The 20965-nt window shown below is 69.4% G+C and carries 25 protein-coding genes and 1 tRNA gene; 9 read left to right on the top strand and 17 right to left on the bottom strand.

All coding sequences use genetic code 11. The features are described 5' to 3' along the window. Nucleotides 1-8: 8 nt before the first annotated feature. From ACW5E8_RS01060 to rplM, 5 genes are all read right to left on the bottom strand, one after another. On the bottom strand, nt 9-998 hold the full coding sequence (locus ACW5E8_RS01060) for a fumarylacetoacetate hydrolase family protein (RefSeq protein ID WP_456963655.1): 990 nt from the start codon (nt 996-998) through the stop codon (nt 9-11). A 294-nt stretch (nt 999-1292) separates the two neighbouring features. Then, nucleotides 1293-2036 (bottom strand): 2OG-Fe dioxygenase family protein, encoded by a 744-nt coding sequence (locus tag ACW5E8_RS01055; RefSeq protein ID WP_456963654.1) that lies wholly within the window; start codon nt 2034-2036, stop codon nt 1293-1295. A gap of 108 nt (nt 2037-2144) precedes the next feature. After that, nucleotides 2145-2219, bottom strand: a tRNA-Gln gene (locus ACW5E8_RS01050). Nucleotides 2220-2269: 50 nt separating this feature from the next. Then, nucleotides 2270-2662 carry a 30S ribosomal protein S9 gene (rpsI, locus tag ACW5E8_RS01045; protein WP_456963653.1) on the bottom strand — a complete coding sequence of 131 codons (393 nt, stop codon included), beginning with the start codon at nt 2660-2662 and terminating at the stop codon, nt 2270-2272. A gap of 3 nt (nt 2663-2665) precedes the next feature. Next, the gene (gene rplM / locus ACW5E8_RS01040; protein WP_456963652.1) at nt 2666-3094 is read right to left on the bottom strand and encodes a 50S ribosomal protein L13; all 429 of its coding nucleotides are present in this window, start codon (nt 3092-3094) and stop codon (nt 2666-2668) included. Between the two features lie 430 nt (nt 3095-3524). Here rplM and coq7 point away from each other — a divergent pair, with 430 nt between their 5' ends. After that, nucleotides 3525-4166: a 2-polyprenyl-3-methyl-6-methoxy-1,4-benzoquinone monooxygenase gene (gene coq7 / locus ACW5E8_RS01035; RefSeq protein ID WP_456963651.1), complete on the top strand. Its 642-nt coding sequence runs from the start codon at nt 3525-3527 to the stop codon at nt 4164-4166. Nucleotides 4167-4240: 74 nt separating this feature from the next. Here the strand turns inward: coq7 and sugE are convergent, their stop codons facing one another. Continuing rightward, entirely contained in the window at nt 4241-4558 is a 318-nt protein-coding gene (gene sugE, locus ACW5E8_RS01030; RefSeq protein ID WP_456963650.1) for a quaternary ammonium compound efflux SMR transporter SugE, read from the bottom strand. A 196-nt stretch (nt 4559-4754) separates the two neighbouring features. Next, entirely contained in the window at nt 4755-5546 is a 792-nt protein-coding gene (speD, locus tag ACW5E8_RS01025; RefSeq protein ID WP_144891047.1) for an adenosylmethionine decarboxylase, read from the bottom strand. A gap of 215 nt (nt 5547-5761) precedes the next feature. Between speD and crp the strand changes: the two genes are divergently transcribed. The 3 genes from crp to ACW5E8_RS01010 all read left to right on the top strand — a co-directional run bounded on the left by crp (nt 5762) and on the right by ACW5E8_RS01010 (nt 7698). Next, on the top strand, nt 5762-6394 hold the full coding sequence (gene crp, locus ACW5E8_RS01020; RefSeq protein WP_456963649.1) for a cAMP-activated global transcriptional regulator CRP: 633 nt from the start codon (nt 5762-5764) through the stop codon (nt 6392-6394). Nucleotides 6395-6399: 5 nt separating this feature from the next. Next, nucleotides 6400-6867, top strand: coding sequence for a GNAT family N-acetyltransferase (locus ACW5E8_RS01015; RefSeq protein WP_456963648.1), 468 nt, complete (start codon nt 6400-6402; stop codon nt 6865-6867). A 78-nt stretch (nt 6868-6945) separates the two neighbouring features. Further along, nucleotides 6946-7698: a sulfite exporter TauE/SafE family protein gene (locus tag ACW5E8_RS01010; protein WP_456963647.1), complete on the top strand. Its 753-nt coding sequence runs from the start codon at nt 6946-6948 to the stop codon at nt 7696-7698. Here the strand turns inward: ACW5E8_RS01010 and ACW5E8_RS01005 are convergent. The 4 genes from ACW5E8_RS01005 to ACW5E8_RS00990 all read right to left on the bottom strand — a co-directional run bounded on the left by ACW5E8_RS01005 (nt 7695) and on the right by ACW5E8_RS00990 (nt 11039). After that, entirely contained in the window at nt 7695-8417 is a 723-nt protein-coding gene (locus ACW5E8_RS01005) for a haloacid dehalogenase-like hydrolase (RefSeq protein WP_456965199.1), read from the bottom strand. The two genes, ACW5E8_RS01010 and ACW5E8_RS01005, sit on opposite strands and share 4 nt — an antisense overlap. Nucleotides 8418-8563: 146 nt before the next feature. After that, the gene (gene trpC / locus ACW5E8_RS01000) at nt 8564-9385 is read right to left on the bottom strand and encodes an indole-3-glycerol phosphate synthase TrpC (RefSeq protein WP_456963646.1); all 822 of its coding nucleotides are present in this window, start codon (nt 9383-9385) and stop codon (nt 8564-8566) included. Continuing rightward, a complete protein-coding gene (gene trpD / locus ACW5E8_RS00995) occupies nt 9382-10428 on the bottom strand; it encodes an anthranilate phosphoribosyltransferase (protein ID WP_456963645.1) in 1047 nt (348 codons plus the stop codon). Before trpD ends, trpC begins: the two co-directional genes overlap by 4 nt. A 32-nt stretch (nt 10429-10460) precedes the next feature. After that, the gene (locus tag ACW5E8_RS00990; RefSeq protein ID WP_456963644.1) at nt 10461-11039 is read right to left on the bottom strand and encodes an anthranilate synthase component II; all 579 of its coding nucleotides are present in this window, start codon (nt 11037-11039) and stop codon (nt 10461-10463) included. Between the two features lie 217 nt (nt 11040-11256). Here ACW5E8_RS00990 and coxB point away from each other — a divergent pair, with 217 nt between their 5' ends. The 4 genes from coxB to ACW5E8_RS00970 are packed head-to-tail and all read left to right on the top strand — an operon-like array spanning nt 11257 to nt 15344. Beyond that, nucleotides 11257-11892, top strand: a complete 636-nt coding sequence (gene coxB / locus ACW5E8_RS00985; RefSeq protein ID WP_456963643.1) for a cytochrome c oxidase subunit II — start codon at nt 11257-11259, stop codon at nt 11890-11892. A 32-nt stretch (nt 11893-11924) separates the two neighbouring features. Further along, on the top strand, nt 11925-14444 hold the full coding sequence (gene ctaD / locus ACW5E8_RS00980) for a cytochrome c oxidase subunit I (protein ID WP_456963642.1): 2520 nt from the start codon (nt 11925-11927) through the stop codon (nt 14442-14444). Continuing rightward, nucleotides 14441-14815: a hypothetical protein gene (locus tag ACW5E8_RS00975; RefSeq protein ID WP_456963641.1), complete on the top strand. Its 375-nt coding sequence runs from the start codon at nt 14441-14443 to the stop codon at nt 14813-14815. Before ctaD ends, ACW5E8_RS00975 begins: the two co-directional genes overlap by 4 nt. A 1-nt stretch (nt 14816) precedes the next feature. Then, nucleotides 14817-15344, top strand: a complete 528-nt coding sequence (locus ACW5E8_RS00970; RefSeq protein WP_456963640.1) for a DUF2231 domain-containing protein — start codon at nt 14817-14819, stop codon at nt 15342-15344. Nucleotides 15345-15375: 31 nt separating this feature from the next. Here the strand turns inward: ACW5E8_RS00970 and ACW5E8_RS00965 are convergent, their stop codons facing one another. Beyond that, the gene (locus ACW5E8_RS00965; RefSeq protein WP_456963639.1) at nt 15376-15834 is read right to left on the bottom strand and encodes a CopD family protein; all 459 of its coding nucleotides are present in this window, start codon (nt 15832-15834) and stop codon (nt 15376-15378) included. Between the two features lie 72 nt (nt 15835-15906). On the opposite strand from ACW5E8_RS00965, the gene ACW5E8_RS00960 reads away from it, so the two are divergent. Then, nucleotides 15907-16812: a cytochrome c oxidase assembly protein gene (locus ACW5E8_RS00960; RefSeq protein ID WP_456963638.1), complete on the top strand. Its 906-nt coding sequence runs from the start codon at nt 15907-15909 to the stop codon at nt 16810-16812. A gap of 32 nt (nt 16813-16844) precedes the next feature. Here the strand turns inward: ACW5E8_RS00960 and ACW5E8_RS00955 are convergent, their stop codons facing one another. The 5 genes from ACW5E8_RS00955 to ACW5E8_RS00935 form a co-directional block, all read right to left on the bottom strand. Beyond that, the gene (locus ACW5E8_RS00955) at nt 16845-17345 is read right to left on the bottom strand and encodes a hypothetical protein (RefSeq protein ID WP_456963637.1); all 501 of its coding nucleotides are present in this window, start codon (nt 17343-17345) and stop codon (nt 16845-16847) included. Between the two features lie 80 nt (nt 17346-17425). After that, nucleotides 17426-18898 carry an anthranilate synthase component I gene (trpE, locus tag ACW5E8_RS00950; RefSeq protein WP_456963636.1) on the bottom strand — a complete coding sequence of 491 codons (1473 nt, stop codon included), beginning with the start codon at nt 18896-18898 and terminating at the stop codon, nt 17426-17428. Continuing rightward, on the bottom strand, nt 18895-19830 hold the full coding sequence (yegS, locus tag ACW5E8_RS00945) for a lipid kinase YegS (RefSeq protein WP_456963635.1): 936 nt from the start codon (nt 19828-19830) through the stop codon (nt 18895-18897). Before yegS ends, trpE begins: the two co-directional genes overlap by 4 nt. Then, complete coding sequence (gene rpe, locus ACW5E8_RS00940) at nt 19827-20504, bottom strand: ribulose-phosphate 3-epimerase (RefSeq protein WP_456963634.1); 678 nt, start codon at nt 20502-20504, stop codon at nt 19827-19829. The genes yegS and rpe overlap by 4 nt, the downstream gene beginning before the upstream one ends. Before the next feature lie 76 nt (nt 20505-20580). Next, a complete protein-coding gene (locus tag ACW5E8_RS00935) occupies nt 20581-20910 on the bottom strand; it encodes a J domain-containing protein (RefSeq protein ID WP_456963633.1) in 330 nt (109 codons plus the stop codon). Between the last annotated feature and the right edge of the window lie 55 nt (nt 20911-20965).

The raw sequence follows: 20965 nt of genomic DNA, 5'->3' as shown, positions 1-20965 counted from the left end.
AGCCGCGCTCAGGGCGCGGGCTGGTGTTCGATCAACTGCTCGATGGCACCGAAGATCGTCGCACCGCCGGCATCGAACATCTCGATGCGCACGCGGTCGCCGAACGACATGAACGGCGTCTTCGGCGCCCCGTGCTCCAGCGCCTCGACGGTCCGCTTTTCGGCGAAGCATGACGCCCCCAACGAGGTGTCCTGGTTCGCGATCGTCCCCGAACCAACGATGGTTCCGGCCGAAAGCGGCCGCGTCTTCGCCGCGTGCGCGACCAGCTGTCCGAAATCGAACTGCATGTCGACACCGGCCTCCGGCGCGCCGAACCATTCCCCGTTGATGTGGGTCACCAGCGGCCGGTGCAGCTTGCTGCCGCGCCAGGCGTCGCCCAGCTCGTCGGGGGTCACGAACACCGGCGACAGCGCCGAGCGCGGCTTGGACTGCAGGAAGCCGAAGCCCTTGGCGAGTTCGCCCGGGATCAGGTTGCGCAGCGAGACGTCGTTGACCAGCCCGATGAGCTGGATGTGGCCGGCAGCCTGCTCCGGCGTGACCGCCATCGGCACGTCATCGGTGATGACGACGATCTCGGCCTCGAGGTCGATGCCGTAGTCCTCGCTCATCACCCGCACCGGGTCGCGCGGACCAAGGAAGCCGGCGCTCGTGGCCTGGTACATCAGCGGATCGGTGTAAAAGCTTTCGGGCACCTCGGCGCCACGGGCGCGGCGCACGCGCTCGACGTGCGGCAGGTAGGCGCTGCCGTCGACGAATTCGTAGGCGCGCGGCAGCGGCGCGGCCAACTGCGTCGGCTCCAGGTCGAAGGCACCGTCGGCGCTGCCGTCGTTGAGCGCATCCGACAGCGCGACCAGGCGCGGCGCGATGTTGGACCAGTCCTCGAGCGCCTGCTGCAGCGTCGTGGCGATCCCGGTGGCGCGCACCGCGCTCGACAGGTCACGCGAGACCACGACCAGGGTGCCGTCCCGCCCGCCTTCCTTCAGGGAACCAAGCTTCATCACCACTCCGCAAAAGTCACAATCCCCTGATTGTAGCGGGGCGGTGGGTGCCGTGCGGGGAGAGCATTTTTTGCCACGGATTTGCGCGGATAAACGCGGATAGGGCGAAAAGCCCACCGATGGATGGATCAATACAAGCTTGCGGTGTGCTCGCGGACACCGGGATGCTGTTGGTCAATCCCGCTTCTGCCTTATCCGCCCTTTACCCTATCCGCGCAAATCCGTGGCTGAAAAAGCGTTTGGCCTATCCGTGCAAATCCGCCCTCATCCGCGTAGATCCGTGGCAAAGGCTCCTCAATCCTCCCCTTGGAACGCGCCCGAACGGTAGGTCAGGACCAGGGTGTCGCGATGGCCGTGGCCGTCGGGGTCGAGGGGCTGGATCGGGGTGGACTCGTGGATCACGCGGGTGTCGTCCAGGAGCAGCAGCGACCACGGCTCTTCCAGGGTGAAGCGGTGGCCGTCGGGGCCGGCGGCGTCGAAGACGCGGGTTTCGCCGCCCTTGATGCCCTTGCGACCGACCATGAAGACGGCCACGAAATCGACGCCGTCGCGGTGCGCGCCTTCCGGCGTCGGCCGGCCGATGCCGTCGCTGGTGTCGATGCGGAACTGGTGGGCTTCGACGTACCAGGGGCCGGTGGCACGCACGTCGCTGCACACCGCGCCCAGCGCCGAGAGCAGGCGCGACCACGCCGGCTGCGACGCAAGCCCGCTCGACAGCGGCTGGTACATGCGCTCCATGCCGCCGTGCAGGGCGTTGTAGTCCTGCGACTGCCAGTGCGCCCGGTGCGGCGCCAGTCGCGCCTGGCCATCGTCGACCACGAAGCAGGAGTGGCGGCGGTGGCGATAGCGGCCACCGTCGCGCAGGTATTCGTCCGGGGGCAACTCGTCCCAGCCGACGTCCAAGCCGGCGATCTCCGACGGCGCCAGTCCGGTGGCGCCGGCCACGGCCGCGGGCGACAGCACTGCGTAGCCGTCGTCGCGAAGCGCGGTGCGCTCCGCACCTTCGGGCGTGTACGGCGGCGGAAAGATGATGGCCATGGCGATATCCCTGGCGGCCGCGGCGACGGGTCCGGCCGCCGCCGCCGGGCACCCGGACCCGGAAAGGACGAAGCCCGCACGTGGCGGGCTTCGGGCTTTCTGGCGATGTGGCAGCCCCGGAAGGATTCGAACCTCCGAATGCCTGAGTCAGAGTCAGGTGCCTTACCGCTTGGCGACGGGGCTATGCAGCAATTGTAGCGCAGGATCGCAAAAAGCGACCCTGAATACCGCGATCAGCGCTTCGAGAACTGGGTCGCGCGGCGGGCCTTGTGGAGACCGACCTTCTTGCGCTCGACCTCGCGGGCATCGCGGGTCATGAAGCCCGCCTTGCGCAGCTCGGACTTCAGGGTCTCGTCGTACTCCACCAGCGCGCGGGCGATGCCCAGGCGGATGGCGCCGGCCTGGCCGGTGGTGCCGCCGCCGTGGGTCGTGACCTTGATATCGAAGCTTTCGGTGTTCTTGGTCAGCTCGAGCGGCTGGCGCACGATCATGCGCGCGGTCTCGCGGCCGAAGAACTCGTCGAGCGGACGGTCGTTGACGGTGATGTTGCCGGTACCGCGGCGCAGGAACACGCGGGCGGTGGAGGACTTGCGACGGCCGGTGCCGTAATTCTGGGTGATTGCCATGACTTAGATATCCAGGACTTGCGGCTGCTGGGCGGCGTGCGGGTGCTCGGAACCCTTGTAGACCTTGAGCTTGCGATACATCGCACGGCCCAGGGTGTTCTTCGGGAGCATGCCCTTGACCGAATGCTCGATGACGCGCTCGGGGTGGCGCTCAAGCGCCTGCCCCAGGGTCTCGGACTTCAGGTTGCCGATGTACCCGGTGAAGCGGTAGTACATCTTGTCGGCGAGCTTGTTGCCGGTGACGTGGATCTTCTCGGCGTTGATCACGATGATGTAATCACCGGTGTCGACGTGAGGGGTGTAGACGGGCTTGTGCTTGCCACGGAGGCGACGCGCGATCTCGGTGCTCAGGCGGCCGAGGGTCTTGCCGGCGGCGTCGACCACGAACCAGTCGCGCTGGACGGTCTCGTTCTTGGCGGTAAAGGTCTTCATCAGGAAACTCTCAGGGGTGACTGGTCGGGCTGGTTGCGCTGGCCATCGCCGGCGGAACTTCGCCTCGCGTTTTCACGTTCCGGGAACGCAAGAGGCGGAATTGTACCGGCCTGCGGCGGGCACTGCAACTTGCCTGGCTTGGCGGGGGCCAGGGGTTGCCGGGTCCTCCGCCGGCTGACCACGTGGTGGTCTTCATGCCGGCTGCGGACCCGACAACCCCTGGCTGCAACCGCCGTCGCGGGGTTGAGCACACGCGACGCCGCGCGGCCCCGGACACCCCCCTCCCGGCGGTGCGGGCAGTTGCTCTTCCCCACGCCGCGGGACGGGTGCGCGGGCGGGGCGTACAGGTGCGCGGCGGACATAAAGACCACCACGTGGTCAGTCCGCGGAGTGCCTGTACGCCCCGCCCTCCCCGGCCCACAATGCGCGAATGGCTACCCGCACCCTTTCCCCCCTCGACCGTCTGCTGGCGGATGCGCAGAACGCGCTGGAAACCGTGGCCGGGCGGCCGCGGGCCGAGCGCCCCAATCCCGGTGCCGGCGAGCCCGAAGTGGAGCTCGACGACGCCGAGCGGCGGCACGCCGCGGGACTGATGCGGATCAACCACGTCGGTGAGGTCTGCGCGCAGGCGTTGTATGTCGGGCAGGCCACCGTGGCGCGTGATCCGGCGACGCGGGCGCACCTGCTCGAGGCGGCGCAGGAGGAAACCGACCACCTCGCCTGGTGCGACGACCGCCTGAGGGAGCTCGACAGCCGGCCGAGCATCTTCAACCCGCTCTGGTATGCAGGCAGCTATGCGATCGGGCTGCTGGCCGGGCTGCGCGGCGATGGCTGGAACCTGGGCTTCGTGGTCGAGACCGAACGCCAGGTGGAAGCCCATCTCGAGGAGCATCTGCAGACGCTGCCCGGGGCCGACCTGCGCAGCCGCGCCATCCTCGAGACGATGAAGGCCGACGAGGCGCGCCACGCCGACAACGCGGAAGCCGCTGGTGCCCGCGTGCTGCCGCAGCCGATTCCGATGCTGATGGCCACGGCGTCGAAGGTCATGAAGACCGTCGCCTACCGCCTGTAGGAGCGGCTACAGCCGCGATCATGCGCAGCGGCACTGCGCGGGGGTCGCCGCCCCGGTGCTCCACTGACCATCGCTCAGCCCGACACGAGCTTCAGCCCGACCACCCCGCCCACGATCATGGCGATGCACGCCAGCCGCGCGGGCGACGCGCTCTCGCCGAACACCAGGATGCCGAAGGCCGCCACGCCGACCGCGCCAATGCCGGTCCAGATCGCGTAGCCGGTACCGATCGGGATCACCCTGAGTGCCTGCGACAGGCACCAGAAGCTCACCACCATCGCCCCGACGGTGCCGACGCTCGGCCAAAGCCGGGTCCAGCCTTCGGTGTACTTCAGCCCGAGCGCCCAGACCACCTCGAACAGGCCCGCCACCACTAGATAGATCCACGCCATGTCTCTGTCTCCCGTCGCTGGCCGGGGGTCCGGCAGCAGCGTCGCAAAAAAAAGCGGCCCGGAGCCTTCGCTCCGGACCGCCGTCGGTCTCCGTTCCGCGGACCGTGTCCGCGCGCGGGCCGTCCCGCTGGTTCTTTCGTGGCGGGATCATCCTCCCACCAGCCCGCTCAACGCCGCCTGACCCGCGGCGGCGGGATCACTCCACCAGGTTGCGGCCGTGGAACAGCTCTTCGATCTCGCGCTTGAGCAGCGCCTCGATCTTCATGCGCTCCTTGAACGACAGGTTCCGGGCCTTTTCCTCGAACAGGTACTGGTCGAGGTCGAAGTCCTTCAGGTGCATCTTCGTGTGGAAGATATTCTCCTGGTAGACGTTGACGTCGAACATCTCGTAACGCGCCTTGATGTTCTTCGCCAGGAAGTCCTGGATCGAATTGATCTTGTGGTCGATGTAATGCTTCTTGCCCTTGATGTCGCGGGTGAAGCCGCGCACGCGGTAGTCGGCGATCACGATGTCCGACTCGAAGCTCTCGATCAGGTAGTTCAGCGCCTTCAGCGGCGAGATCACGCCGCAGGTCGCCACGTCGATGTCGGCGCGGAAGGTCGCGATGCCCGCCTGCGGATGTGTTTCCGGATAGGTGTGGACGGTGATGTGGCTCTTGTCCAGGTGCGCGACCACGGCGTCGGAGATCACGCCCTTCGCGTCCGCCTTGTCGATCACCGGCTGCTCGGAAATCAGGATCGTCACCGACGCACCCTGCGGATCGTAGTCCTGGCGCGCGATGTTGAGGATGTTGGCGCCGATGATCTCGGCGACATCCGTCAGGATCTGCGTCAGCCGGTCGGCGTTGTACTCCTCGTCGATGTACTCGATGTAGCGCTGGCGCTCGTCCTTGGAGACGGCGTAGCACACGTCGTAGATGTTGAAGCTCAGGGCCTTGGTGAGGTTGTTGAATCCCTGCAGCTTCAGGCGAGGCAGCGGTTTGACCACGTCATGCGATCCCGGTTCGGGCGGAAAGTGCGCGATTATGCGACAAAGGGGCCGGTACCGCGAGCGAAGCGGGACTTGAGTCGCCCTACGGAGGATCAACGGTTTGCCGGATGGTGCCGGACGGCCTACTCTTGCTTCATCCCCCGTTTAACTTCCTTATGACAACGAGCCCTGTGGCCATCATCAGCACACACCGACGCCCCCAGCATCCACTCATGCCCACGCCGGCGACGATCGAGCGCTTCCTGGCTCACTGCCATCGGCGCCGTTACCCGCCCCGCACCGAGGTCTTCCGCCCCGGCGACCAGGCCGGGACCATGTACTACGTGGTCAGCGGCTCGGTCAGCATCATCACCGAGGAGGACGACGGTCGCGAACTGATCCTGGGCTACTTCGGCCCCGGTGAATTCGTCGGCGAGATGGGTCTCTTCATCGAATCGGACATCCGCGAAGTGGTCCTGCGCACCCGCGTGCAGACCGAACTCGCCGAGATCAGCTACGAGCGGCTGTACCAGCTGTTCGAAGGCTCGCTCTCCGGTGACGCCACCCAGATCGTGTACTCGATCGGTGCCCAGCTGTCGCGACGCCTGCTCGACACCAGCCGCAAGGCCGGCCGCCTGGCCTTCCTCGACGTCACCGACCGCATCACCCGCACCCTGCATGACCTCACGCGTGAGCCGGAGGCCATGACCCATCCAGACGGCACCCAGCTGCGGGTGTCGCGCCAGGAGCTGGCACGGCTGGTCGGCTGCTCGCGCGAGATGGCCGGGCGCGTGCTGAAGAAGCTCCAGATCGATGGCAAGCTGCACGCCCGCGGCAAGACCATCGTCCTGTTCGGCACCCGCTGAGGGCGATGGCGGCGTTCGAGCCCAGGGGCCTGCTGCCGGACGCGGACCTGCGCAGCGCGTCGTCGATCGACGCCGACGACGTCGCCGCCCTGCTCAGCGCGCTGGGTTATCCCTGCGATACCACGGACGCCACGCGCCGCATCGCCGCGATCACCGCCAACGACCGCCAGGCCCTGGTGGTCGCCCGCTGCGGCGGCATGGTCAGCGGGCTGATCGCGCTGGACTTCATGTACTACCTGCCGCTGGACACCACCACCTGCAGGATCACCGCCCTGGTGGTGTCGCCCGACGCACAGGGTCGCGGCCTGGGCCGCCAGCTGCTGCGCGAGGCCGAACGCCGCGCCCGCGCGGCAGGCGCCGCCCGGATCGAGTTGACCAGCGGCTCGCAGCGCAGCGAGGCCCACGCGTTCTATAAAGCCTGCGGCTACGGCGACGGCACCCTGCGCTTCGTCAAGCGCCTGGGCGACGCTTGATCCAGCGCACTGCGCGCTGACACCCGCGCGCATACCCTGCCGGCCTGGGACGCCCCGCCGGCGTCAGGATCGAACCGCATGGACCTGCTCGGAAGCCATTTCCTCGTCTTCGTGGCCATCGGCCTGTGCGCACAGCTCATCGACGGCGCGCTGGGCATGGCCTATGGCCTGGTGTCGTCCTCGATCCTGCTGGCCATGGGCATGCCGCCGGCTGCGGTCAGTGCCAGCGTGCACACCGCGGAAGTGTTCACCACCGGAGTGTCCGGCGCGGCCCACGGCATGCTCGGCAACGTCGACCGCCGGCTGATGCTGCGCCTGGCGCTGCCTGGCGTGGTGGGCGGCGTGATCGGCGCCACCGTGCTCAGCCAGATCGACGGTGATGCCATCAAGCCCTGGATCCATGCCTACCTGTTCGTGCTCGCGCTGCTGATCCTGCTGCGCGCGGCGGGGCGCCGGGTGCCGCGGGGCGAAGTACGTCGCGTGGGCCTGCTCGGCTTCATCTCCGGTCTGCTTGATGCGATCGGCGGCGGTGGCTGGGGCCCGATGGCGACGTCCACCCTGCTCGCCAAGGGCGGCGAAGCACGCACCACCATCGGATCGGTGAGCGCGTCGGAATTCGCGGTCACGCTGGCGATCTCGATCACCTTCCTGCTCACCATCGGACTCGAGCACTGGCGGGTGATCGCGGGCCTGCTGGTCGGCGGCGTGATCGCGGCGCCGCTGGCGGCGCTGCTGGTGCGCCATGTGCGCGAACGCGTGGTGCTGTTCGCGGTCGGCGGGCTGGTGATGGCGATCGCCGGCGTCCAGATCGTCCGGGCGCTGGTCGCCTAGGCGCGGTCGCCGGGCAGCGGCGCACCGGCATCGATGCCGGCAGCCACGGGTTGGCCACCGCGCGCCGGGCAGCCCCAGTTGAGGATCGGCGTGCCGGCCGGCAGCTCGCGGCGGAAAAGTTCGATCGCGCCGTGCTTGGGATTGACCACCACCGGCGCACGCGCGGCGCGCAGCAGTGGCAGGTCGGCGCTTGAGTCGGAATAGGCGGCGTCGATATCGCCCCAGCCCAGTTCGCGCAGCATGCGCATCTTTTCTTCGTTGTGGCAGTGGCGGGCGGCCACCACCGCGCCCAGCCGCGGGCCGGCGATGGTGCCGACCACGGGCGCGTCCTCGTGGGCGACGAAGGCGAGGATGGCGCGTGCCAGTTCGGGCGGCGCGCCAGTGGCCACCACCACGCGGTCGCCACGCGCGCGGTGGGCGTGGAAGACCTCCAGCGCCACCGGCAGCAGCCGTGCGCGGATGTCGTCGACGTGGCGGGCGACATAGGCGTCGATCAACGCATCGAGTTCGCGCACGCGATGCAGGCCGACGGTGCCGGCCCAGACGAAGCCGGAAATGCCCACGCGCCGCGTCGGCAGGAAAGCCACCATCGGTCCGAACACCGGCGCGAGCAGCAGGGCCAGCAGGCGCCGCCACCAGCGGCGCTTGATCAGCCACGCGAAGAGGTGGCTGCCGGAATCGCCGTCGTACAGGGTGTGGTCAAAGTCGAAGACGACCAGCGGCGCGTCGTCGCGGGGCGGAGCGTATCGGGAGGCCTTCGAGGTCGCAGCTGTAGCTGCTCCTACAGGGGCGCCAGGGGCGGCCGGAGCGGCCGGAGCGGCCGGAGCATTTGTGGGAGCCGCTACAGCGGCGAACGGGTCGCCGCTCACGTCCCGAACATCCCGCGCAGCGCGATTCCCGGATCCTCCGCCCGCATGAAGGCTTCGCCGACCAGGAAGGCATCGATGCCGGCGCCGCGCAGCAGCGCCACGTCGTCCGGGGTCATGACGCCGCTCTCGGTCACCAGGCGGCGGCCCCTGGGCGTCTGGGCCTTCAGCGCCAGCGTCGTGTCCAGCGAGACATCGAAGCTGCGCAGGTCGCGGTTGTTCACGCCCAGCAGCGGCGCGCGACCATCGACCGCCGGCAGCCGCAGCGCGCGCTCGAACTCGCCGGCGTCGTGGACTTCCGCCAGCACGTCCATGCCCAGCGCCAGCGCCTGCACCGACAGCGCGTGCAGGCGCGCATCGTCCAGGCCGGCAAGGATCAGCAGCACGCAGTCGGCGCCGAGCACGCGCGCCTCGTCGACCTGGTAGGCATCGACGATGAATTCCTTGCGCAGCACCGGCAGCGAACAGGCGGCGCGCGCCTGCTGCAGGTAGGCGTCGGAACCCTGGAAGAAGTCGACGTCGGTCAGCACCGAAAGGCAGGCCGCGCCGCCCGCCTCGTAGCTGCGCGCAATGGCGGCGGGATCGAAATCGGCGCGGATCACGCCTTTCGACGGGCTGGCCTTCTTGACCTCGGCGATCACCGCGGCGTGGCCGGCGGCGATCTTCGCTTCGATCGCCGCCGCGAATCCGCGCGGCGCAGGCGCATCGGCCAGGCGCGCGGCCAACTCGCGGCGCGGCATGCGTGCGCTGCGTTCGGCGACCTCTTCGACCTTGCGGGCGAGGATGCGCGCGAGCACGTCCGGCGTCCCTGACGCGCTCATGCCACGCTCCCGTCGGCGGCGAGCGCACGGGTCGCCGCCACGAATGCGTCCAGCTTCGCGCGCGCAGCGCCCGAGGCGATGGTTGCGCGCGCAAGCTTGACGCCGCTGGCGATCGAATCCGCGACGCCGGCGACGTACAGCGCCGCGCCGGCGTTGAGCGCGACGATGCGGCCCGGCAGTCCGTCTGCATTGGTGATCGCCTCCAGCACCATCGCCTTGGATTCCGCGGCGCCGTCGACCCGCAGGTTGCGGCTGGCCGCCATCGGGATGCCGAAGTCTTCGGGATGGACCTCGTACTCGCGCACCTTCCCGTCGCGCAGTTCGCCGACGAGCGTTCCGGCGCCGAGCGAGATCTCGTCCATGCCGTCGCGGCCCCAGACCACCAGCGCGCGCTCGGCACCGAGCTCCTGCAGCACGCGCACCTGGATGCCAACCAGGTCCGGATGGAACACGCCCATCAGGATCGAGGGCGCGCCGGCCGGATTGGTCAGCGGCCCGAGGATGTTGAACAGCGTGCGCACGCCCATCTCGCGACGCACCGGGGCGACGACCTTCATCGCCGGGTGGTAGGCGGGCGCGTACATGAAGCCGATGCCCGTGCGCGCGATGGACTCGGCCACCGATTCGGGCGGAAGCTCGATCGCAACGCCCAGCGCTTCATACGCGTCCGCGCTGCCCGACGTCGACGACACGCTGCGCCCGCCGTGCTTGGCCACGCGCCCACCGGCGGCGGCGATCACGAAGCTCGAGGCGGTGGAAATGTTGAACGTGTTGGCGCCATCGCCGCCGGTGCCGACGATGTCGACCAGGTGCGTGCGGTCGGCCACCTCGACCTTGCGCGCGAGTTCGCGCATCGCGCGCGCGGCGCCGGTGATCTCGCCGACCGTCTCCTTCTTGACCCGCAGTCCGATGATGATCGCCGCCGTCATCAGCGGCGAAACCTCGCCACGCATCATCTGGCGCATGAGGTCGAACATCTCGTCCTCGAAGATCTCGCGGTGTTCGATGGCGCGCTGCAGGGCTTCCTGGGGGGTGATGGGCATCGTTTCGTTCTGGCTGCGTATCGGGGGGAGGCTCAAGCCTCGAGGAAGTTCTTCAGCAGCGCGTGGCCGTGCTGGCTGAGGATCGACTCGGGGTGGAACTGCACGCCCTGCACGGGGTGCTCGCGGTGGCGCAGGCCCATGATCTCCTCGCGGCTGCCGTCGTCGTTCTCGGTCCAGGCCGTGACTTCGAGGCACCCGGGCAGGCCCGCCTGCTCCACCACCAGGGAATGGTAGCGCGTGGCCTCGAAGGCGTCTGGCAGCCCGGCGAACACACCGTTGCCGGAATGGCGGATGGGCGAGGTCTTGCCGTGCATGATGCGGCCCGCGCGCACCACGCGGCCGCCGTAGGCCTGGCCGATGGCCTGGTGGCCAAGGCAGACGCCGAGGATCGGCGTGGTCGCGCCGAGCCGCTCGATCACCTCCAGCGAGACGCCGGCCTCGTTGGGCGTGCACGGGCCGGGCGAGATCACGATATGGCTGGGCGCGCGGTGCGCGATGGCATCGACCGTCAGCGCATCGTTGCGCACCACCTCGACCTCGGCGCCGAGCACCTGCAGGTACTGCACGAGGTTGAAGGTGAAGCTGTCGTAGTTGTCGATCATCAGCAGCATCGGCTGCGCGCTCCGTTCGAGTGGCGGCCCGTGCCTCCCATCCCCGCATTCTCTCGCAAAAGTGCCGCGCCACGGCGTATTCACGCCGGCTGCCGCGGGACATGGCTAGCCTGTCCCGCACTCGCGCACACCGTGTCCGGTGCGGCATCCATGAGGAGGGGAGATCATCGCGTCCAGGTCACGCTTCCGATGCGCATCCGCCGCGTCCGCGCTTACCGTGGCGCTCTCCGTCGGCGCCTGCGCCGGCCCGCAGTCGGCGCTGGACCCGGCCGGCCCGTCCGCGGCCGCCATCGCCGACATCTGGTGGCTGATGTTCTGGGGCGCGCTCGCGGTCTGGCTGCTGGTGATGGCGCTGGTGACCTGGGCGCTCTACCGCGGCCGCAACACGCGCGCGCTGGCCAGGCCCGAGCGCCTGATCGTCGGCGGCGGCCTGGTGCTGCCGCCGGTCCTGCTGGCGGGCCTGCTGGTGTATGGCTCGGTCTCGAGCGCGCGCATCACCGGTTCGGCGGACCAGGTCGATGCGCGCATCGAAGTCGTGGCCGAACGCTGGCGCTGGCGCTTCCGCTACCTGGACGACAAGGGCCAGGTGGTGGCCGAATCGCTCGACGCGCTGTCGCTGCCGCGCGGGCGCATGGTCGAGTTCCATATCACCAGCAACGACGTCATCCACTCGTTCTGGATCCCGCGCCTGGGCGGCAAGATCGATGCCATCCCCGGGCGCGTGAACCACCTGCGCCTGCGCGCCGATCGCGTCGGGCCGATCCGCGGCCAGTGTGCCGAATACTGCGGAACGGGACATGCGGTGATGGCTTTCAACGTCCTGGTGCACGACGACGCGGCGCACGCGGCGTGACTGGCCGAACGCCCGGTGGACGGGAGCGCGCCTTGAGCACTACGACGAACGACGTCGCAACCGGCGACATGGACGAACGCCTGCGCGCCCTCCACGCCACCTGGGCCACGCCGCCGGGCTGGCGCGGAACGCTGACGGCGGTCAACCACTCCACCATCGGCCTGCGCTTCATCGTCACCGGCCTGGTGTTCTTCCTGATCGGCGGCCTGCTGTCGATGTTCATCCGGCTGCAGCTGGCCTGGTTCGGCAATCAGGTGCTCGATCCGCAGCGCTACGCCGAGTTCGTGACCATGCACGGCACCACGATGATGTTCCTGTTCGCGGTGCCGGTGATGGAGGGCTTCGCGCTGTACCTGGTGCCGAAGATGATCGGCTCGCGCGACCTGCCCTTCCCGCGGCTGTCGGCCTTCGGCTACTGGTGCTATCTGTTCGGCGGGCTGTTCTTGTACTCGAGCTTCCTGTTCGACGCGGTACCGGATTCGGGCTGGTTCATGTACGTGCCGCTGACCGACTCGACCTGGTCGCCCGGCCTCAACGCCGACTTCTGGCTGATCGGCGTGACCTTCTCCGAGATCGCGGCGGTGGCGGCGGCGGTGGAGATGATCGTCGCCATCCTCATCTGCCGCGCGCCGGGCATGGACCTGCGCCGCATCCCGCTGTTCGCATGGGCGATGTTGGTCACCTCCTTCATGATCGCCTTCGGCTTCCCGCCGCTGATCCTCGCCAGCATCCTGCTGGAGATCCAGCGCGCGTTCGATTTCGTGTTCTTCGATGTCGCGCGCGGCGGCGACCCCCTGCTCTGGCAACACCTGTTCTGGCTGTTCGGCCACCCCGAGGTCTACATCATCTTCCTGCCGGCGGCGGGCGTGGTGTCGATGGTGGTGTCGACCTTCGCGCGCCGGCCGATGGTGGGCTACACCTGGGTCGTGCTTGCGCTGGTGGCAACCGGCTTCCTCAGCTTCGGGCTGTGGGTGCACCACATGTTCACCGTCGGCATCCCGCTGCTGGCGCTGGCCTTTTTCAGCGCGGCGAGCATGGCGGTGGCGATCCCGATGGGCATCCAGGTCTTCGCTTGGATCGCGACGCTGTGGGCGGGGCGTCCGTGGCTGCGCGTGCCGACGCTGTACCTGTTCGGCTTCTTCTTCGTGTTCGTGCCCGGCGGCCTGACCGGGGTGATGGTGGCGATGGTGCCCTTCGACTGGCAGGCGCACGACAGCCACTTCATCGTGGCGCACCTGCACCACGTGCTGATCGGCGGGCTGATGTTCCCGCTGTTCGCAGGCCTGTACTACTGGCTGCCGCTGGCCAGCGGACGCGAGCCGTCGGAGAGCCTCAGTCGCACCGCGTTCTGGCTGGTGTTCATCGGCTTCAACCTGACCTTCCTGCCGATGTACCTCACCGGGCTGCTGGGCATGCCGCGGCGCGCATACACCTATCTCCCCGAACTCGGCTTCCACTGGCTCAACCTGGTCTCGACGGCGGCCGGCTTCGTGCTCGCCATCGGCATGGTGGCGGTGCTGTTCGACGTGGTGCTGAGCTTCCGCCACGGGCCGCGCTGCAGGCGCAATCCCTGGCGCGCGGGCACGCTGGAATGGGCGATCGAAGCGCCGGTGCCATCGTTCAACTTCGCTTCGATCCCGCAGGTGCAGGGGCGCGATCCGCTCTGGGCCGATCCGATGCTGGCGCAGGCCAGCGCGAAGCCCGATGGATTGCTGGGCGATGCCCGCCACGGGCACCGCGAAATCCTCGGCACCGGGCTGCTCGACGCGAAGCCGGAGCAGGTCATCCGTATCTCGGGACCGACCTGGCTGCCGCTGCTCGCGGCGCTCGCGCTGGCGGTGCTGCTGGCCTGCTTCATCGCCAAGGCCTACTGGTTCGCGCTGGCCCTGGTCGTCCCGCTGCTGGCGCTGCTCTGGCGCTGGGCATGGACCACCGGCCATCCCGGTGCGCCAGCGATGCTCGAGGCCGGGCCCGGCATGACCCTGCCCAGCCACTACGCCGCACGCAATGCGCCGGGCTGGTGGGCACTGGTGATCTCGCTGTTGGTGGATGGCTCGCTTTTCGCCTCGCTGGTCTTCAGCTATTTCTATCTGTGGCTGGGCACCGAGGCCTGGCCGCCCGCAGGCCTGGGCGTGTCGTCGATGGGGGTGGCCGCGGTGGCGCTCGGCCTGCTCCTGGCCTGCGCGGCGGCGACGCGCCTGGCGGCCCGCGCGCTCCGGCGCGACGCGCGGCGCGTGGCGGCGCTGTGCTGGCTGGCCGCGGCCGCCTGCGGCATGGCCTTCGTCATCGCACACGGCTGGGCGCTGCTGCCTTCGGGCCGGCCGCAGATGCATGCCTATGCGTCCGTGGCGTGGACCCTGGCCGGCTTCCATGCCCTGCACGTGGTGATCGCCGCCCTGTTCGCCGTCTTCGTGGCCGCGCGGCTGCAGCGTGGGCTGGTCTCTGCGGCGCGCCCGCTGGAATCGCGCGTCACGGCCGGGCTATGGCGCTACACCGTCGCGCAAGGGCTGCTGGCCTGGGGCGTGCTCCACCTGTTCCCGAGGCTGACATGAAGGAGCCCTTGTCTCCGTACCGGCTGACCGGGATCGCCGCCCCCATGGCGGTCTGGGCCCTGCACCTTGTAGCCGTCTACTCGCTGCAGGGCGTGACCTGCGCCGAAGGCCTGGACCACGTCCGCTTCGCCGGCATGGAGGCGCTGGCCTGGTGGCTGTGCGGCATGACGCTCGTCACCCTCGCCGCCCTCGCTTGGCTCGGCCTGCGTGCATGGCGCGGCTGGCGCGACGCGCCGCCGGGCAGCGACGTTCCGGCGCGCGCGGCGCGACGCCGCTTCGCGGCCGCGGTGACGGGCGCGCTCTCGCTGATGGCGATCGTCGCGGTGTGCTTCACCACCATCCCTGTCCTGCTGCTGCCGGGGTGCGCCTGACATGCGCCGCTCGCTGAAACAGCCGACGCCACCGCAGCTCACCCGCACCGTCGAAAGCCGGATGGCGATCCGCAAGCATCCGATCCATCCGATGCTGGTCGTGTTCCCCATCGCCTTCCTGTCCGTGGTGATGCCGCTGGACCTGCTGCACCTGTGGAGCGGGCTGCCGTTCTGGGCCCAGATGGGCGCCGTGCTCAATGCCGCGGGGCTGGCGATCGGACTGGTGGCGGCGGTCGTGGGCAGCGTCGACCTGCTGCTGATCCGCGTGGTGCGGCGGCATGTCTCGGCGTGGAGCCACGCGATCGCGGCGGTGATGCTGCTGGCGGTCGCCGCGGCCAACACCTGGCTGCGCTGGCCCGATCCGGTAGCCGCCGTATGGCCCTGGGGCCTGATGCTGTCGGCGGTGATGCTGGTGCTGGTGGGCGTTGCCGGCTGGCTCGGCGGCGGCCTGAGCTTCCACCACGGCATCGGCGTGGCGGGCCATGAGGGTGGAGAAGACCGGGGGCCGGACGCGCCCCCCGAGGGATGACTCCGTGCGCGACGCTGATCGTGTCCGACCCTCAGCGCTCGGCCCCGGCACTGGGCGGCGGCGGGAGGTCCCCGACGGTTTCGGGCTTGGCACCGGTGAGCCCGGCGACCGCCAGCACGATAAACAGCGGCGCCCAGCCAAGGAGCCGGTACAGCGCCGGGCCATGGCGTTCGCGTCCCTGGCCGAGTTCGTACAGCACCATGCCCATGTACAGGTGCAGCAGGACCGCGCAGGTCACCACCACCAGCTTCATCACCAGCCACGCGCCGGTCGGGCCGAACGCGATCAGCACCATGCCCGACGCCACCGCCACCAGCGCGGCCGGCGTCGCCACGCGGAAGAACACGGTGTTGGCGGCCACGTTGAAGTAGGACGCCGCGCCGTCGCGCTCACCGCGGTGGCGGGCCACGAACAGGCGCGGCAGGAAGAACAGCCCCGCGAACCAGAGGACCATCGCCGACACATGCAGGATCTTCAGCCAGAAATACACGGTGCGCCCCCGCTCGGTTCACGCCAGTGTGCACGCGTGCGTGCGAAGCGGCCGTGGTGGCGGCGGGCCTGCGTGCCGGCATGGCCACTGCGGGCGGGCCCGACGCTGGTGGTCGCGCTGTCGCTGTCGCTGGCCACCGGCCCGGCCTTCGCGCACGCCGGGCACGAACATCCCCCGACGCTGGCAACTGCGTGGACGCCGTCTGCGTGGCTGCTGGTGCCGCTGGCGGCGTGGGTGGTCCTCTATTCCGTGGGCCTGCACCGGCTGTGGGGCCGGGCCGGCATCGGCGCCGGCGTGGGCGCAAGCGGCGTCGCCTGTGCCGCGGCCGGGCTTGTCGTTCTCCTGTTGTCCACCACCTGGCCGCTTGATGCGTACGGAGAGTGGTCGCTGGCGGCGCACATCGCGCAGCACATGCTGCTGATCGCGTTCGTGCCGCCGCTGCTGCTGGCCGGACAGCCCTTGGCAGTCGCCGCGCACGCGCTCTCCAGCAGGATGGCGGGGCGCGTGCATCGATGGCTCGGCGCGGCGCGCGCATGGGCCACGAATGCCCTCACTGCCGCCTCGGTGGCGCACGGAGCCGTCCTCTGGACCTGGCACCTGCCGGTCGCCACCACCGCCGCGCTCGAGAGCGATCCCGTGCACTGGGCCATGCACGGCAGCTTCCTCGCCACCGGCCTCTGGCTGTGGGCGGCGATGTGGCGGCGCATCCGCGACCCACGCGTCGGCGCCGGCGCCGGCGTGGTGGCGATGGTCGCGGTGATGATGCAGATGGGCTTTCTCGGCGCGCTGCTGACCTTTGCCCCGCGGCCGCTGTATCCGATCTATGCGGAACGCGCGCCGCAGCTAGGCCTGGACGTCATGGCCGACCAGCAGCTCGCCGGCGTGCTGATGTGGGTGCCCAGCTGCATTCCCTACCTTGCCGGCGCGATGTGGTTGCTGTGGCACGGCTTCGCGCGGCTGGCGCGGCGCGGGTCCTGACAGCCGCCGCGCAGGTGGCGACGCTGGCCCTGTCAGGGGTTCGGGCTCCCGTACCAGCTACGCAACGTGGTGTTGAGCGTCGTACCGGGCGGCAACATGCAGCTCAGATTCATGGGCCCCGTCAAGGGCTGGTCTTCAGTTGGCCACCATTGGAAAACAGAGAACCCGTTCTCCGCCACCACCCTGGACTGCGGGAGGTACAGCGGAACGGCTCCCTCCTTTTCCCAGCCGCCTACCAACGTGCAATTGATCGTGCTCGTACCGGCACCGTGATTGCGCACCAGAACCTGGAGCGCAGACGTGTCGTCCTGGTACATGAAGTCGCCGCTTAGAGAACATGTGACAAAGGCCGGAGCATCGCCCTCGTTGCCGATCGCCATGGGGCGCTTGCGGATCTGGCCGTCGAATACCGGCAGGGCAGACTGGCAGTTGCCGGTCGCGTTCTGGATGTCCATTCCGGCATCGGCATCGGCATCGCCCGCGAACAGCAGGAGCAGCGGAAATAAAGCGAGGAGTGGCGCGTGGAGTTTCATGGTCCGGTACCGCTTTCACTGAGGTAGCCTGATGTACGACGTCCCTGGTCTCAACCGGACAGCCGAGCCACGCCCCGGAGTCAGAGCCCCCCTGCCGCCTGCGCCACCGCCCGGAACAACGCGCGGCCCTTGCTCATCGTTTCTTCCCACTCCTTCACCGGGTCCGAGTCGTACACGATGCCGGCGCCGGCCTGCACGTGCAGGCGGCCGTCCTGGATCACCGCGGTGCGGATCGCGATCGCCATGTCGGCGTCGCCGTTCCAGCCGATGTAGCCGATGCTGCCGGCGTAGACGTTGCGGCGCGTCGGCTCGAGCTCGCGGATGATCTCCAGCGCGCGGATCTTGGGCGCGCCGCTGACGGTGCCTGCGGGGAACGTGGCGCGCAGCACGTCGGCATAGGACAGCCCGTCGCGCACGCGACCGGTGACCTCGCTGACGATGTGCATGACGTGGCTGTAGCGTTCGACCACGAACTGCTCGCCGACCTCGACCGTGCCGGGCTTCGCGACATGGCCGACGTCATTGCGGCCGAGGTCGACCAGCATCAGGTGCTCGGCGCGCTCCTTGGGATCGGCCAGAAGCTCCGCTTCCAGCGCGACGTCCTCGGCCGGCGTGGCGCCGCGGGGGCGCGTGCCGGCAATCGGGCGCACGGTCACTTCACCGCCCTGCATGCGCACCAGGATCTCCGGCGAGCTGCCGACCACCTGGGTGCCGCCGACGTCGAGGAAATACATGTACGGCGAGGGATTGAGCGCGCGCAGCGCGCGGTAGACATCCACCGGGCGCGCTTCGAACGGCACCGACAGGCGCTGCGACAGCACCACCTGGAACACGTCGCCGGCGGCGATGTAGTCCTTGACCTTCGCCACCGCGTCGATGAAACCCTCGCGCGTGAACCCGGAGACGAAGTCGCCTTCGACCAGCGCCGCAGGGCGCAGCGTTTCGGGATAGCCCGCGCCGGCCTGGCGCAGGCGGTGCACCAGCGCATCGAGCCGCCGCTGCGCGCGCGCCAGCGCCTGCGGTTCGGCCGGATCGGCGTGCACCACCAGGTACAGGCGGCCCTTGAGGTTGTCGAACACCGCCAGCTCGTCGCACTGCATCAGCAGGATGTCGGGCGTGCCGATGTCGTCGGGCAGCGCGCCCTGCGCGAGCCGCGGTTCGATGTAGCCGATGGTCTCGAAGCCGAACCAGCCCACCAGGCCGCCGCTGAAGCCGGGAAGCCCCTCGACCTCGGGCACCGACTGCGCTGCGCGCAGCCGCTCCACTTCGGCGAAGGGATCGGCGACCTCGCGTTCGTCCACGATCTCGCCATGCTCGCGCACCGCCAACCGATGGCCCCGGAACTCGTACACGCGCGTCGCCGGCAGGCCGATGATCGAGTAACGGCCGAAGCGCTCGCCGCCCTCGACCGACTCGAACAGGCAGCTGTGCGGGCCGTCGGCGAGCTTCAAATAGACCGACAGTGGCGTATCGAGGTCGGACAGCACCTCGCGCACCACGGGAATACGGGTATGGCCGGCGGCGGCGTGGTCTTGGAACTGTTCGGGCGTCATCGGGCCACCAGCAGCGGGCAGTCGGCAGGCAGGTGCATGCACAGCCGACCGGCAACGGCTTCGATCCGGAAGCGGGAGGACTCGACCGGTTCGCCGTCGAGATTCAACGCCAGTGGCTGGTCGGCCTCGATTTCGATCCAGGGCAGCTGCGCGCGGACGGCCACGCGGTCGAGCGCGGCGTGCCGGCCCTCGGTCATCACCGCGCCCAGCGTGGCGCCGACCTCGCCTTCAAGCGTCGGGACGATGGTGAGATCGAGCAGCCCGTCGTCGAGCAGCGCATCCGGGCACAGCGCCTGGCCGCCGCCGGCCTGCCGCCCATTGCCGATGCCCAGCGCGATGAAGTCTCCTGCCCATTCGAATCCCGGGCCGCGCGCGCGCGCGGTGAGCTGTTCGATGCGCCCCAGCTTGGCCATGCCGGTCACGAGGTAGGCCAGGCCGCCGAGCAGCTTCTTCAGGCCTTCGTCTGTCTCCAGCGTCACCTGCGTGCCGAAGCCGCCACTGACCAGATTGGCCGCCCAGTGCACGCTGCCGCCGTCGGCTTCGAGCTTCAGCAAGTCCATCCGACGCGCCGGCTGCTGCAGCACCAGCTCCAGCGCCGCCAGCGGCGTGTCCGGAATGCCCGCTGCGGATGCGAAATCGTTGGCCGTGCCCATCGGCACCAGCCCCAGGGACGGCAGCGCATCGGCCGGCTCGTCGCGATGTGCGAGCACGGCCGCGACCGTGCTCAGCGTTCCGTCGCCACCCGCCGCGATGACGCGATCCACGCCGCGTTCGATCGCCGCCGCCACTTCGCGCTCGGCGTCGCCGTCTTCCCAGGTCACGCGCACGTCCAGCGCGACGCCGCGCGCGCGCATCGCCTGGACGGCGTCGCGCAGGTCGTCGTCACCGGCGGACTTGCCGTTGAGGACCAGCAGCCAGCGCGGCGAGTTCATCGCGATACCGTCGCCTTGACCTCTTCGCGCATGCGCGCGATCACCGCAGCGTAGTCAGGCTGGCTGAAGATCGCCGAGCCGGCCACGAATGTGTCCGCGCCCGCGGCGGCGATGGCGCCGATGTTGTCCGGCTTCACACCGCCGTCGATCTCCAGGCGGATGTCGCGCCCGCTGGCGTCGATGCGCTTGCGCACCGCGCGCAGCTTGTCGAGCGCGGAGGGAATGAAGGCCTGGCCGCCGAAGCCGGGATTGACCGACATCAGCAGCACCAGGTCGAGATCGTCGAGCACGTAATCCAGCACGTCCACCGGCGTCGCCGGGTTCAGCACCAGGCCGGGCTGGCAGCCCGCGGCGCGGATCAGCTGGATGGTGCGGTGCACGTGCAAAGTGGCTTCGGGATGGAAGCTGATCAGCGTCGCGCCGGCCTCGGCGAAGTCGCCGACGATGCGGTCCACCGGCGACACCATCAGGTGCACGTCGATCGGCGCGGTCACCCCGTGCTTCCGCAGCGCCGAGCACACCAGCGGCCCGATCGTGAGGTTGGGCACGTAATGGTTGTCCATCACGTCGAAGTGCACCCAGTCGGCGCCGGCGGCGAGCACGTTGTCGACCTCTTCGCCGAGGCGTGCGAAGTCCGCCGAGAGGATGGAGGGGGCGATGACGGTGGGCAGCATGGCGGTGCTCGTGGCGACGATGGGGAGTGCATGCCGGCCCGGCGCGAAGCCGCGGGCGGCGCTGCGGGGATCGATTCTACCGGCCGCCGCGCTGCTTCCGGATCCGGTCGTAGGCGCGGTTGACCTCGGCGGCGCGCTGCTGGGCCTGCTCGAGCAGTTCGGGCGCGGCGCCGGTCATGCGGTCGGGGTGGTACTGGGCCATCAGCCGGCGGTAGGCGAGGTCGATCTCGGTGTCGCTGGCGTCGTTGTCCACGCCCAGCACGTCGTAGGCATCGTGCGCCGGGCGCCGGAACCAGTCGCTGTCGAAGGCATGCCCGATCAACAGGCCGATGAGACCGCCGGCCGGGTGGCGCATCAGCAGCCAGCCGGCAATGAACCCGAGGAGTTTCCCGTACCAGCGCTTCATGCGCGTGATTCTACCGTCCGGTGAGCACGCACGCGCCACGCATCGCTACAATGCC

It is taken from the genome of Luteimonas sp. A649, from assembly GCF_054072735.1.
The sequence above is the reverse complement of the archived record's forward strand: the minus strand, read 5'-3'. Positions and strand labels throughout refer to the sequence as shown.